This window comes from Paenibacillus polysaccharolyticus, assembly GCF_900102085.1.
Classification (GTDB): domain Bacteria; phylum Bacillota; class Bacilli; order Paenibacillales; family Paenibacillaceae; genus Paenibacillus; species Paenibacillus polysaccharolyticus.
Map to the genome: position 1 here is coordinate 148,087 of NZ_FMVM01000015.1, position 14,735 is coordinate 162,821.

At 47.7% G+C, this 14,735-nt stretch carries 11 protein-coding genes; all 11 read right to left on the reverse strand.

Features of this window, described 5'->3' with window-relative positions:
- Positions 1 to 152: 152 nt before the first annotated feature.
- Complete coding sequence (locus BLQ13_RS20615) at positions 153 to 1,433, reverse strand: YycH family regulatory protein (RefSeq protein ID WP_090923566.1); 1,281 nt, start codon at positions 1,431 to 1,433, stop codon at positions 153 to 155.
- Positions 1,417 to 3,267 (reverse strand): cell wall metabolism sensor histidine kinase WalK, encoded by a 1,851-nt coding sequence (gene walK / locus BLQ13_RS20620; protein ID WP_090923567.1) that lies wholly within the window; start codon positions 3,265 to 3,267, stop codon positions 1,417 to 1,419. The genes BLQ13_RS20615 and walK overlap by 17 nt, the downstream gene beginning before the upstream one ends.
- Positions 3,267 to 3,989 (reverse strand): response regulator YycF, encoded by a 723-nt coding sequence (gene yycF, locus BLQ13_RS20625; RefSeq protein WP_090923568.1) that lies wholly within the window; start codon positions 3,987 to 3,989, stop codon positions 3,267 to 3,269. Before yycF ends, walK begins: the two co-directional genes overlap by 1 nt.
- Positions 3,990 to 4,280: 291 nt before the next feature.
- The gene (locus BLQ13_RS20630) at positions 4,281 to 5,813 is read right to left on the reverse strand and encodes a peptidoglycan DD-metalloendopeptidase family protein (RefSeq protein ID WP_090923569.1); all 1,533 of its coding nucleotides are present in this window, start codon (positions 5,811 to 5,813) and stop codon (positions 4,281 to 4,283) included.
- A gap of 469 nt (positions 5,814 to 6,282) precedes the next feature.
- On the reverse strand, positions 6,283 to 7,041 hold the full coding sequence (locus BLQ13_RS20635; protein ID WP_090923624.1) for a class I SAM-dependent methyltransferase: 759 nt from the start codon (positions 7,039 to 7,041) through the stop codon (positions 6,283 to 6,285).
- Between the two features lie 389 nt (positions 7,042 to 7,430).
- A complete protein-coding gene (locus tag BLQ13_RS20640; RefSeq protein WP_090923570.1) occupies positions 7,431 to 8,117 on the reverse strand; it encodes a hypothetical protein in 687 nt (228 codons plus the stop codon).
- Between the two features lie 161 nt (positions 8,118 to 8,278).
- A complete protein-coding gene (locus BLQ13_RS20645) occupies positions 8,279 to 9,565 on the reverse strand; it encodes an adenylosuccinate synthase (protein WP_090923571.1) in 1,287 nt (428 codons plus the stop codon).
- Between the two features lie 444 nt (positions 9,566 to 10,009).
- Positions 10,010 to 11,371 (reverse strand): replicative DNA helicase, encoded by a 1,362-nt coding sequence (gene dnaB / locus BLQ13_RS20650; RefSeq protein ID WP_090923572.1) that lies wholly within the window; start codon positions 11,369 to 11,371, stop codon positions 10,010 to 10,012.
- A gap of 1 nt (position 11,372) precedes the next feature.
- Complete coding sequence (gene rplI, locus BLQ13_RS20655; protein ID WP_090923573.1) at positions 11,373 to 11,816, reverse strand: 50S ribosomal protein L9; 444 nt, start codon at positions 11,814 to 11,816, stop codon at positions 11,373 to 11,375.
- On the reverse strand, positions 11,813 to 13,810 hold the full coding sequence (locus tag BLQ13_RS20660) for a DHH family phosphoesterase (protein ID WP_090923574.1): 1,998 nt from the start codon (positions 13,808 to 13,810) through the stop codon (positions 11,813 to 11,815). The genes rplI and BLQ13_RS20660 overlap by 4 nt, the downstream gene beginning before the upstream one ends.
- Before the next feature lie 11 nt (positions 13,811 to 13,821).
- Positions 13,822 to 14,733: a DUF2232 domain-containing protein gene (locus BLQ13_RS20665; RefSeq protein WP_090923625.1), complete on the reverse strand. Its 912-nt coding sequence runs from the start codon at positions 14,731 to 14,733 to the stop codon at positions 13,822 to 13,824.
- Positions 14,734 to 14,735: the final 2 nt, after the last annotated feature.

Here is a 14,735-nt window from a genome sequence, read left to right on the forward strand (position 1 = left end):
GAAGCCTTATTTCGCGTAAATTCAGACTTTTCAGCCATAATCAGCCCATTTTCACCGAAATAGCGTCCGTGGTGACCGTTAGACTTTCAAAACTTCGCAAATCTAGCATATAACGTCTCTGGTGATCGTTAGAATTCCAGCCGCGCATACTGCTAAGACACCGTCGTTTCCTCACCGTTGCCAAAGCGGATCACCCAAACCGGGATCAGCCGCAACCCGTCCTCCATCGATGATGGACGATATGCCGGGTATACATCTACGACTTTGCGGTTTTCACCCGCTACTTTGCGGATCAGATTTTTCAGTTTATCCCCGCCGGGCAGCTTGATGGACTTCTTCGTCTCCGCACCTTCGTTCAAATATTCCAAAGATCGTTCATAGCTCGACACCGTCTCCTGCTGCATTTCCATGTTGATCGTGCCGAAACGGAATTGCATCGAATCCAAGATTGGGTAACTGCCATAATACTGCTGGAACTGCAACTTCGTTTTGTTGTCAGCTGATTTGAGCATCATGCGTGAGCGCCCTTTCCAGCCACCATGCTGATTGACAAAGTCAACCGCAAACAGTGCGTCCTTGGACGCATCACTCTGTCCGGCTGGCGGTGCCGCCGGGTCTGTATAGCTGATCCAGCGTTGCTCCTGCTTCACTTGCAGACTACGTTTGCTATCCGTATAAATCTCTGATCCATCTTTTTCCCGAATATTCCGGGTCATGCTTGGATCAGTGAACAGACTGCGCTGCATCTGCTCTACCGTGAACTGCCCTGTCGGCACATCTGCCTCAATCGTATCCAGTGCCTGCGTCGGAATATAATATCCGCCTTCCATTAGCGTGTACGGTGTCCAGCTCGTCCCAAAATCGACATGTTGCTGCACATCCTGCACCGTCAAATCCGCCTGTGTGGCCTCATAGACCACATCTCCCTTGGCACTGAAAAACAGCGCATGAGCCTTTGTCTCATCTGGAGTTGTATATATAGCGATACGGTTGATTGTCTCTCCTTGAAAAAGAGAATCTGTTCCTAAGCGCATCACTCGCTGTAACAAGGCCACTGGCATGCCTTCCTTAAACGACAACTCAAAGCCGGGACTCTCCTTACGAATCTGATCCCAATTCACCGACTGCACATTGCGACGCTGGAAATCCTCGAACGTCCGGCCTTTCAGCCTGGAATAGATCAATTGATAGAACGTGTTGCCAGGGTAAAACACCGTATGTTTATCCTGACCCAGATGAATAATCATCTGATTCGGGAAAATTAACTCCTCAATATTACGCTCTTGACCCATATTTTCGGTCTTCACGTAGTTTGTCTCCGAGGTCACCACAGAGTCACCGCCCCCAGGAAGACGATAGATCAGGAAATAACTCTGGATCAGACTGGCTGCAACCAGTGAAGCGAGCACCAGAGATTTAATCCGTTCCTTCAAGGTGCTCACCTCCCTTATCATGCATTGGCAATGTGAACGTTACCGTTGTGCCAACGTCTACCTCAGACTCAAGAGAGATGCTTCCATCGTGAGCTTTTACAATTTCCCGGGCAATGGACAATCCAAGCCCTGTGCCCCCCATGCTGCGAGAGCGAGCTTTGTCAACGCGGTAAAAACGCTCAAATATCCGATCCAGATCACGCTGCGGAATACCCATACCTGTGTCAGATACGGAGATAGCTAACGTATGCTCATCGCTGCGCCGGGCAGCGATCGTAATGGTGCCACCCTCCAGCGTATATTTCAATGCGTTGGACACTACATTGTCCAGAACCTGATCAATCTGATCCCGATCGAGTGGAACTGCTGGAATATCATTTTCCACAGACAAGACAGACTGAATGTCCTTCTGGTGCATCTGGAAGGAGAATCGATCCGTGACTTCCTCCAGCATCTCCAAAATATCGATAGGTTGCTTGCGTAGCAACGCTTCCTTGGAATCCAGTCTGGACAGGTGCAATAGGTCCGTCACCAAACGGATCATGCGCTCGGTCTCATTCTGAATGACACCGACAAAACGTCCCGCCAGCTGCGGGTCTTCCAATGCCCCATCATCCAGCGCTTCGGCGTAACTTTTAATCGTGGTGAGCGGTGTACGCAGCTCATGCGATACATTCGCTACAAACTCACGCCGGGAGTTTTCCAGTTCTTCCTGCTCCGTTACATCCTGAAGTACAGCAATTGTGCCGGTGATCCCCAGCTCACGCCGGTGTACAGGAGTGAACGTCATGCGAATCACGACCGGCTCTTCCTGACCTGCCGGAGCAATCTGGAGCAATGTTGAGCCGGTGAAACCACTTGCCAGTGCTTCCGCGTCCTCCGGATCAATACCCAGCAGGACAGCAAAGTGCCTGCCTTCAATATCCGATGGGCGCATGCCGAGAATGTTGCTGGCACGGCGGTTGACGAGAATGACTTTGCCATGCTCATCCGTCGCAACAACACCATCACTCATATTGGTCAGGATCGAGGTCAGCTTCTCTTTCTCCTCTTCGTTCTGGGAAAGAGCATCTCGCAGCCTGCTGGTCATATAGTTAAATGCCTGGCTAAGCTGACCAATCTCATCTGTGCCAAATACCGGTGTCTGCTGATCGAAGTTCCCTTCTGCAACCGCGGTTGCCCGCCTTGTCACTTCCTTAATCGGCTGGGTGATCGTATGTGACAGAATGACACCGAGTACCGCCGTTAATACCAAGGCGATCAGAATACCGGATATGAAAATCTTGTTAATGCCTTCCATCGTCGCGTACAGCTCGTTCATCGAAGCGGCGATGTAGACTGCACCAATAATTTTGCCGCCGGTTAAAACCGGCTTGGCCACGACTTTTTTGCGGACATTATCCTCGTCTACGATATATTCCTCATTATCCCGAATGCCTTGCAATGCACGGCTGACAACGGTCTGGGTATTTTTTCGCCCAATATAATCAGAATGTGAACTTAGCGAAGTCGTAAGCACCTTGCCGCTGGCATCCAGCACCTGAATCTCGGCACCGTTGATGTTGAACAGATTGTTTACCAGGACACGCAGGTTCTCCGTTTTGTCCTCTCCACCCTCCGCTTCTCCACCAGCCATCGTCTGACCGACTAACACCGACAGCATCTCTGCCCGTGCCTGCAAATCTTCTGTAAAGTTGCTGGTGAGCGAGTTCTTCATCGCACTTACAAAATAAACCCCGATCAATTGCATCGCAATTAGAATCAGCAGCACATATATAATAATTAATTTCGCCTGAATCGTTCGAAAGAACGAAAATTGCGAGAATCGGCCCATTATATCCCCACGCTTTTGGCACTGCGCACGAGATAACCAAGCCCCCGGCGAGTCAGAATCGTTTCCGGCTTGCTCGGATTTTCTTCAATCTTCTCCCGTAGCCTGCGAATCGTCACATCCACTGTACGCACATCTCCAAAATATTCGTATCCCCATACAGCTTGCAACAGATGCTCTCGTGTCATGACTTTGCCTGAATGCTTGGCCATATAATAGAGTAGCTCATATTCCCGATGTGTCAGATCAAGCGGCTCCCCGCCCTTGTACGCCGTATACATGTCCATATCAAAAGCCAGATCAAACAGCCGCAGGATCTGCTTCCCTTCTTGCTCTGGCGCTTCTACAATCGTTGCCGGTTTCTGCTGTCTGCGCATCTGAGCCTTGACCCGTGCAAGCAACTCCCGTGTGCTAAAAGGTTTGGTTACATAATCATCTGCGCCTAGTTCCAGACCGAGTACCTTGTCGATCTCTCCGTCTTTGGCTGTCAGCATAATAATCGGGACCTCCAGATGAGCACGCACCTCGCGGCACACATCCATCCCGTCCTTGCCCGGAAGCATCAGATCCAGAAGCATCAGATCCGGTTTCTCGGATAACGCCAGTTCGACCGCACGAATACCATCAAACGCACAGATGACCTCGTATCCCTCTTTTTCCAAATTAAACTTCAGAATATCTGCGATGGGCTGCTCGTCGTCCACCACCAAAATCTTTCCCTGCATCGGCTGAATTCACCCCTATATCCTGCTTAATCCGCCACTGGCGCTGTCTCTCTAATCTATTGTATTGCTTATAGTCCATATCATGTTGTGTGTTGAATATAGTCAACGACTTATACTCTCTAGTTTAACATACCTGAGGCACCGTCACATCCCGAACCCCCTCTTGGAAGCCGTTTCCTGTAGAAATATTTCACACCAAAAAAACAAGGCCAGCTAAACAGCGGGCCTTGTTCTTATCTCAGCATGGTGAAGCGATGCCTTGTGTACTATACTCAATATCGTGATATATCCTTAATTCAGATAAGTCATCGGATTTTCTGCTGTACCATTTTTCAAAATCTCAAAATGCAGATGTGTTCCTGTGGAACGTCCGGTATTGCCCATCACGCCGATACTGTCGCCCTTTTCCACCACTTGGCCAACATCAACACTGATGCTATTCAAGTGACCATAAAGTGTTTCATATCCGTTGCGATGGTTAATAATGATGACATTCCCATAACCGCTCTTTTGGCCTGCAAAAGTAACTACACCTTCATCTGCAGATTTCACATCGCGATTACCGACCAGATCGACACCTTTGTGCTGACGCCCCCAACGTTGACCGAAGCTGCTGCTCATCGTCGCATTGGATACAGGCCATGCAAACTGTCCTGTGCCTTCGCCAACCACTTTAGTTCCGCTCAGCACTACCTCAGTCACCGCAGTTTTGAGAACTTCCTGACCCAGCCATTCTTCGCGAACGACTTCGCCGTTTTCTTTGGTGATGCGATACTGCATATTTTTTAGCCCGCTTTGGCCTGGACGAACCACTTTCGTCGTACCTGCCTTCAGCTCAGCACTTTTGCGCACCTCAACCTGTGGTTTCACTTCAATCTGTTCTACCACTTGCTCCACCGATTTAACCGTGATTGCCGGCTTTGGTACGGTCAGAGTCAACTCCTGTCCAATCTGGAGGGATGTCTCCTTGATACCCGGGTTATGTTTACGAATCTCGCTTTGTGTAATCTCATATTTGGCTGCGATCGAAGAGATCGTATCCCCTTCTCGCACTACATAGGTTACAAGCGCGTCTTTACCAACGGTTAAAGCTTTAACCGCCTCGGACTCATCCCATATTTTATTCGGGTCCGCCTTCACCGTATCCGTTGTCACTTCTTCTTTGATGTCTACGGATTTTAACGTTGTACTTGGCCCGTTATCTTTTTTAGAAGAATTCGCCGATACCGACTTGGTTTTCAGTGAGCTTCGCACAGCCGATGCCGGTATGTATTTGCTCTGTACTTGTTGCAGGATCTTGTCTGCCGTTTCCTGATCCTTCACAATGCCGACGACTTCACCGTTCACTTTAAGCTCCACGCCTTTGGCATAAGCCGTTAACATGTTGCCCAGTTTGTCCAGCGTTTGCTCGCTGTTCACTTCGGGTTTATATGCCCTTACCGTTTCCGTTGTAATTCCGTCTGTGTTCAGCACCATCTCTGCATCCGGATACTTCTCCCGGTATTCTTCGGTTTTTTTCGCAAACAACTGCTGCAGTTGTGCCTCGTTGGCAATGGTTCCAACTTCAGTGCCTTTGACTATAACCTTATAATAAGGAACCGTATTGGAAGCCACATATTGCTTAACTCCGAATCCAACCGATGCTGCAATCAGAATGCCACAAGTTGCGGTAATGATCCATTTGCGCGATGACAAAATTCTTTTCTTATTTGAACTGAAGTTGGACATGCTCATGCTGTTTTTGTCTTCGGCCGTCCGGTGTTCTCCGGATTGTTCGTGTACCCGGTGTTGATCCGGTTGGCGTTTGCCTCTGAAACCTTTCATGATTCTCTCCTTTTCAGCACTTCTTAATCCGCATTTGAATCGGACTTCACCTCATGGTGAGTCTTATGCAAGTAAGTTCATTGTTATGATTATTTAAAAAAGCAGGACTTTAGCTGTGCTCTTAAAAGTGTCAAAATTTTAACCTTTTATCACACCCGTATACTTTAACACAGGTTTTACAGTCATTTCAACTCTTATCCTCACAAGAAAAATCCGCGTCCTATCTGGTTTCCCTGATATATCCATAGGTTAGAGCGTCTGTTCCATCACCCATTATGCCTCAACTCCAGTTATACTATGTACTTTTTATCTCAATCTAAGACTAGGTTCTAAGACCTACTGAATTGCATTCAATTTTTCATGTAAATACAAAAAAATCCCCCATCAGAGTACCTCTGATGAAGGATTAAAATCGGCTTGTTCTATTCTTAGTCTGGCAGGCTCATCACGTTTAAAGCAAGATTCATTTTCACTTATTCTTGGTTGCTCCTATAATAAACCTCTTTTGTTGCACTTCCCAGAATCCATGCCGCTCCATCTCCAGATGGATCTCCCATAATGGTTCACGGAATCGTTCTACTGTAAAATCTGGTACTTGCCACGGGATGGTGTTTAGATAATAAACCAGAGCCCCGATATCATAGAAACGCTGTACAGGCGTAGCTTCACGCTGATCCCAGATGTGAAAACCGTTTCTCACCATCTGATCTACGGCGAAATCGAGCTCCCATCCAGCATAATCAGATGGCATTGGGATGCCTAATCGATCATTGATCTCACGGCAATCCGACCAACCTACCTGCTGAGTCAGAAACACTCCACCTTCTGAAAGCAAGCGCCAGACTTCCCGTGGATTATACGATTCATGCCGATTGAGAATTAGATCAAATTCCCCATCTGCAAAAGGAAGCTGAGAATCATCCGTTACAGGATACACATTTACGCCTAACGGGCTAAGACGATCCTTCGCAATCGCTATATTTGGGGCGTATCCTTCCGTTGCACAAGTGTATGGCGGTAACGGATGCAGACTCGACAGCAGCTCACCACCGCCTGTGCCCATATCCAGCATTCGCTTCGCATCCTTCATACAACTCCGTGCCATCTCGTCGTAAGACCAGCACAACACACCACTCTGCATCCGCCCACTATCCGTAATATATCCAAAATCCCAACCATGGAAGGGCTGTTCTGCTTCCTTTAATCCTTGCTCAAATCGTTCCTTCATTGCAGCAAGTTGTTCAGCCGGCATCATTGATGATGTATTTATCGTATTTTTAGAACCTGCATTATTCGATGTCTTCATAGTTATTAGGCCTCCAATAGTCCATTTCATGCTTTTCACCGGTATCGGTACAACGTACCTCTGGTACAAAGGCATGAACGGAGGGCCACGACTCCTTGGCCTGAGAGCCAGTGTTAAGGAGAGGTTCTGTTGTTATATATCGTGTTCTTTACGGTTCATTCTCATATACTCTTCCTCCTGGGTACGTTCTCTACTATTTCATGCAATTATATGGGGAAAGAATCATGGATTTCAACATGAATGTAACATTTCTCCAGTTTAACTGGTTATTAGTTGGAGGATACGGGGCTAAGAAGGTACCGCGACCCTTTTTATTCTGCTTGCAGGACTTGCATCAAATCATCGTATTCTTCACTCGTAAGATACTTCGAGATCACCTGTTCAATCTCTCGCAGTTCCTGCTCGGTCAGTCCACCCTCCATCGCTCCTGAGATCTGTTGCATTTCCTTTTGGGGTAACTTGTTCATCAGCAGAGTGAAAATACGTTCTTTTTCCTCCGTCGGCAGTTTGTTTTTGGCGCCTGTAATGTCATCTGGTGTAACAACGATTGCATCATTATCCTTTGCATTGTTACTGTTCGCTTCCTGACCACTCGACGTTTCACGTCCAGCCGCTGTTCCGTTACCATCTACGGTTCCATTTCCAGAACCCCCGCTTGCCCCTGCTCCGCCCGTTTCATCGTTGCTTGGGGTTCCGGAGTTCGTCATTCCGTTGCCCATCACCGAAATTGAATTCTCCGGAGCCTTTTCCTCTTTCGTTCCCGCTCGCTGATCCGTAGACGGATCCTCTGACTTTTCTCCCTCACTAGACTGCTTGCCGCCCAAGGCCCCCTGGAACATGCCCATCAGACCCATGGGCTGACCTTCCCACTGTATATTAAAACTGGCTAGCAATGACTTGGCATACGATTGCACGATTAAACCTGTCGTAAGCAACGTCAGTGAACTGACCAGCAACACGATAAGCACCATTTTGACAAACCACATCAGCAACTTCATCTCTGTTTCTCTCCCTCCATATACATATCATTCGTTCAACGTATATCCTGTTAGCCAGTATTGACGGAAATCTCGGGATTATATCCGAAACAGACACAAAAAACCTCCAGTCGCCGCTGAGTAGCAACAACTGGAGGTAGATCTATCATTCATATATCATGTTATACGTAGATTGGCAGAACCTGATTTGTCTGCTCACGGTTACGACCTACAGAGAAGATCGCGATCGGAATACCTGTCAGTTCAGATACACGCTTCACGTAGTTCTGTGTGTTCACCGGCAGATCTTCCAGCTTCTTCGCTCCTGTAATGTCCTCACTCCAACCTGGCATTTCTTCGTATACGGCTTCACATTCAGCCAGCATTTTGAGGCTTGCCGGGTAGTGTGTGATAACCTCGCCACGGAATTTGTAACCTGTGCAGATTTTTACAGTATCCAGACCTGTCATAACGTCCAATGAGTTTAAGGACAGCCCCGTAATGCCACTTACACGACGAGCGTGACGAACAACCACACTGTCAAACCAGCCCACACGACGTGGACGTCCAGTTACTGTTCCGTACTCATGGCCTGTCTCACGGATCTGGTCGCCAATCGCATCATGCAATTCGGTAGGGAATGGGCCGTCACCTACACGAGTTGTGTATGCTTTCGCTACGCCAATAACTTGCTGAATGCGTGCTGGACCAACACCCGAACCGATACATACGCCGCCTGCAGACGGATTGGAAGAAGTCACATATGGATACGTACCTTGGTCAAGGTCCAGCATCACACCTTGTGCGCCTTCAAACAGTACTTTTTTATTCTCATCAATGGAATCATTCAGCACAACCGATGTATCCTTTACATAAGGACGAAGAATTTCTGCATAACCAAGGTAATCCTTCAGAATCTCTTCTACATCAACCGGAGTACCGTTGTAAACTTGCTCGATAACACGATTTTTCTCTTTAACCAGATGACGCAGCTTCAATTCAAAATCTTCTGCATCCAGCAGATCCACCATGCGGATACCGATCCGGGCAGATTTGTCCATGTAACAAGGGCCGATTCCTTTGCCGGTTGTACCGATTTTGTTCGGGCCTTTACTCTCTTCCTCCAGTGCATCCAGAACCATATGATAAGGCAGGATGATATGCGCACGCTCACTGATGGACAGGTTTTTCGTTGTAAATCCGTTATCATGAATATAATTAATTTCTTCGATAAGTGCCTTCGGGTTGATGACCATACCGTTACCAATCACACAAGCTTTGTCTGTGTAAAAGATACCCGATGGAATCATCGTCAATTTATATTTTTTGTTGTCGATCAGGATCGTATGGCCAGCATTGTTACCTCCTTGGTAACGAGCTACCACATCAGCGCTCTCCGCTAAATAATCCGTGATTTTACCTTTTCCTTCGTCTCCCCATTGCGTTCCCACTACAACTACCGTTGACATAGTTAACATACCTCCGTGGGTGCCTTGCGCACCTTTGTATTGGTCTGTCCGTCCTCTATCCCGGCAGGCATGTTACGCAATAAACCGACTGAGAAGCGTGCTAACGGACAGTAAAAATGTCCTTCCGTTACATTCAAGGGAAGGTTTGCGCTGCTTTAACGCAGCAATATTAGTGTACCAGTCCCCTTTTTCAAAGTCAAATGAAATGGCGAACAATTATATATGTCACTTGCTTAATGTTCGGAATTATGACCGAATTTCACAGTAAAAAACCGGTGATCCCAGTCTTGTTACCTTGACTGCATTTTCACCGGTACTTTTACATTTGCAATGGATTGACGCTATATATGGTATACATCCTGATATACAACCGAGCTATTCACCTATTACAGGTTGTACCGGATAGCCTGTGCACCCCTGTTCAGAGCAGTCGCAGTCTACCCGCTACATCGCGAAGGCATCATTATGTGCCCTCTCGTAATTGACGAATTTATTAAAGTTTTTCAAGAAGACTAATTCTACGGTTCCTACCGGACCATTACGCTGTTTGGCAATAATGATCTCGATAATATTTTTCTTCTCGGTTTCCTGGTTGTAGTAGTCATCCCGGTACAGGAAGGCTACGATATCAGCATCTTGCTCGATCGAACCGGATTCCCGCAAGTCACTCATCATCGGACGTTTATCCTGCCGTTGCTCTACACCCCGGCTAAGCTGAGACAAGGCGATAACCGGAACTTCCAGTTCCCGGCCAATCTGTTTCAGCGTACGTGAAATCTCGGATACCTCTTGTTGACGGTTCTCCCCGGCTTTACCACGTCCACTAATCAATTGAAGGTAGTCGATCAGAATCATACCGAGACCCTTCTCTTTTTTCAGACGACGGCATTTCGCACGAATATCAGCTACCGTAATCCCTGGCGTATCGTCGATGTAGATGTTGGCTTCGTTGAGAGCAGCAATCCCCATGGTCAGCTTCTGCCAGTCTTCATCGCCTTTGAATTCCCCTGTACGAAGAACTCCCGCATCCAGATTGGCCTCGGCGCAGATCATCCGTTGTACGAGCTGTGCCGCGGACATCTCCAGACTGAAGATGGCTACCGTTTCTTGTGCCCTGATGCCTACGTTCTGAGCGATATTCAAAGCAAAGGCGGTCTTACCTACAGATGGACGCGCCGCTACAATAATCAAGTCACTACGCTGGAATCCAGCGGTCATCTTGTCCAAATCGATGAAGCCGGAAGGGATTCCTGTTGTCGTTCCCCGGTTCTGATGCAACGTTTCGACCTTGTCGAACACTTCCATGAGAACATCCTGGATGGCGATAAAACCACTGCTGGAGCGTCTGTTGGAAATCTCCAAGATGCGGCGCTCCGCTTCCCCGAGCATACCTGCAACATCTTCTCCGCCTGTGTAGCCTTCACTTACAATCTGCGTAGCTGTGCGGATCAGACGACGAAGCATCGACTTCTCTTCGATAATCTGCGCATAATAATCCACGTTGGCCGCTGTTGGCACACCGTGAGCAAGCTTGGCAAGGTAGCTAACGCCACCGATGTCCTCCAGCTCACCTTTATCCTTCAGACGCGAAGTCAGCGTAACAAGGTCAATCGGTTGATTTTCCTCACCTAGCTGGATCATCGCTTCATATATCAATTGATGGGGCTTATCATAGAAATCCTCGGTTTGCACCCGTTCCATCGCTGTAATCAGAGCTTCGCCCTGCAACAGGATTGCACCCAGCACAGCCTGTTCGGCTTCCAGGTTCTGCGGGGGGACCCGGTCGAATAACATTTCGCCGCCCATCTTACTCCTCCGTTACCTGTACCTTCAAGGTTGCCTTCACTTCAGGGTGAACCTTGACGATCACTTGCGTTACACCGAGCGTACGGATCGGATCATCCAGCTCAATTTTACGCTTATCTATTTTCAGGCCCTTTTTTGACAAAGCTTCCGCGATCTGTTTGCTCGTAATGGCACCGAACAGACGGCCGCCCTCACCCGCTTTTGCCTTGAGTTCCGTTACTTCTGCCTCCAGCTTTTTCGCAAGTGCTTCAGCTTCCGCTTTCTCTTCCTGCTTAAGTCTTTCTTCTGCTGCCTTCTGATTGTCCAGAGTCTTCATGTTACCCTCCGTTGCCGGACGAACAATTCCCCGTGGCAACAGGAAATTCTGTGCATAACCCTCAGATACTTCCTTCACTTGCCCCTTCTTGCCTTGACCCTTCATATCTTTTATAAAAATGACTTTCATTCGAATAACCCCTCTTCCTTTTCGATTTCAGCCAGGACGTTCATCAGCCGTTTCTCCGCTTCTCCCAGCGTTCCTTCAAGCTGCACTGCAGCATTGGTTAAGTGACCGCCGCCACCTAATCGTTCCATAACGACCTGAACATTCATGCGACCCAGTGATCTTGCACTGATGCCAATTAATCCATCCGTTCGCTCACTGATGACAAATGAAGCGACCACGTCGGTCATGTTCAGCAATGTGTCCGCCACCTGGGCGATCATCATCTGTGAGATCTTGTTGCCAGGGCCAGTGACCGCCAGCGCAATGTTCCCATATACCATTTTAGCATGCTTTATGATTTCTGCCTTAGCAATATATTCTGACAGATCCTCTTTCATCAGCTTCTGGACCATAATGGTATCTGCACCACTACGACGAAGGAAGCCCGCTGCTTCAAACGTTCTGGAGCCGGTATGCAGTGCAAAATGCTTCGTATCCAGCGTGATGCCGGCTAGTAGGGCCGTTGCTTCAAGTGGAGTAAACTGTACCTTTTCGTGAATATATTGCAGAAGCTCCGTAACAAGCTCAGCGGCAGACGAAGCGTATGGTTCCAGATAGATCAGTACTGCATCATTAATAAATTCCTCACCCCGGCGATGATGATCCACGACCACCACACGCGTTGCAGATTGCACCAGTTTAGGTTCCATCGTCATTGAAGCCTTGTGGGTATCCACAACAACCAGCAGTGTGTGCTCTGTCATCAGCTGCGTCGCTTGCTCCGGCGATATCAAAGCTTTGGACAGCTTCTCGTCCTTGTTGACCTGTTCCATCAGCCGTTCAATAGAAGGATTCATACCGTCCAGCACAATACGAGCCTCAACATTGTACAGACTCGCTGCCTTCCATACCCCAATGGATGCACCGATGGCATCCATATCCGGCATTTTATGACCCATAACAATTACACGGTCACTTTCCTGCATCAAGTCCCGCAAGGCGTGAGCAATAACCCGCGCTCTGACGCGTGTGCGCTTCTCCACTGCATTGGACTTACCACCGTAAAACGATAAACGCTGACCCGACTTCACAGCCGCTTGATCCCCGCCTCGTCCAAGTGCCATATCCAGACTAGATTGTGCCAGTTCTCCCATCTCGCTGATGCTGTCTGAACCCGATGCAAGGCCAACGCTTAGCGTCATCGGTACTTTCAGATCGGCTGTCATCTCCCTAACTTCATCCAAAATAACAAACCGGCTCTGTTCAAGCTCCTGCAGAGACTTATGATTCAGCATCATCAAGTAACGATCCGACGAAAGACGACGGAGATACACGCCATATTGCTTCGCCCAGGCTGTAATCTCACTGGCGACTCGTGCGATCAGCGCTGTACGTTGTTGGTCATCCATGCCTTGAGCAGCCTCATCCAGATTGTCCAGAACGAGAATACCCAGCGCAATACGTTCATTCTCATATTTATCCCGCAATATAGCTAACTCGGTGATCTCGTACACATATACGTAGCGCTCCTGCGGGTTGTGAATTACACCGTAATACCGATCATCCAGTTGGAATTCATCATGGAATTCCTTAGGGGAAGGTTCTTTCGATCCATCCTTATCCTTCTTCTCCTTCGGCTGGGGAAGATGTGGGAACAAGTTAAGCAGTGAGCTGCCGACGACCGTCTTCTCATGGAACATATCTGCAACGAAGCGGTTGTGCCACTCTATCGTACGATCCTCGCTATACAGCACAATTCCGAAGGGAAGCATGCTAACCGCCTCACCCTCCATACGTTTAATACGAATGGTAAGGCCATTAATATAGTCATTAAGCTCGCGGCGGAATGCAAGTTCTGCCTTGATCATGACGATTCCCAGCGCCGAAGCCAGTATCAGACTAATCAAACCAAGCGTCCAGTTATAGATAGTAACTAACATCACTAGTAGCAACAGCAGTATGAACGCCCATACGGTATAATAGCCGTGCCAGCGTTTCTTTAGAAATTTAGGCATGACTCATCACCCTATCGTTTTGATTTCGATATTGCCTCACGGATCGGGAACGCCAGATCAATAATTCCGACAATGCGAAGTGGACCAATGAAAAACACTGCCGCTCCCAATAAAAATGGGATAATCGGATTCCATTTTCTTGTATATGAGAGGAAAAAGAAGAAACCGATGGCTTGAATCATGAAACCAAGATTAATTAATGGTGACAAGTTCATCGCAATCATCTTCCAATATGATCCGTCGTTTTGTCTGGATACTACCTCAATAATCAATGCGAGGAAGTAATACCAGATCAATGCACGTGGCATACGCCATTCTCTTGCAGGTGGAAGTTTGGATACGTTCAAGCCCATAACACTCAGAATCGGACGAGCAATGATATGTGTAATGAATGCCATGACCATCGATGTAACGACCAGGGCAAAAGGAATCATTAGCTGTGTTTGTTTCGCGATATCTTCAGTCATTTCAGGCGTCCAAACGAAACCATTGATCATCTGATTCGAAGAATTCGTGAGTGGCTCAATCGTTAATTGCACCACATCTCTGATATAACTGGACAGATCAAATTGGAAAATGAGACTGCCCACCAATAGTAACAACAAATATTCCGCCAGCATCGTTCCGGCACCTGTCATTAGAGCAAACAAGGCCGATTTTTGTTTCTTATACGCGTGACCCATAGCGATGGCTGGCAAAATCAAGATCACCATGAACAACAGATAAATCGGATGGACCATAACCAAAATAATAGCAACCGGCACTAGATGCAAAATAAAGGATTTTACAGATAGTGAGGCATACAAAATAACTCCCGGAATCATCATAAAAAATATAGAGAGCACGGATAAAGGAGTTAGTAGCGAAAGCAGCAAAAGTAAAAGCACTGCACTCCAGACAGCTGATTTAAAGCTAAATTTCAACA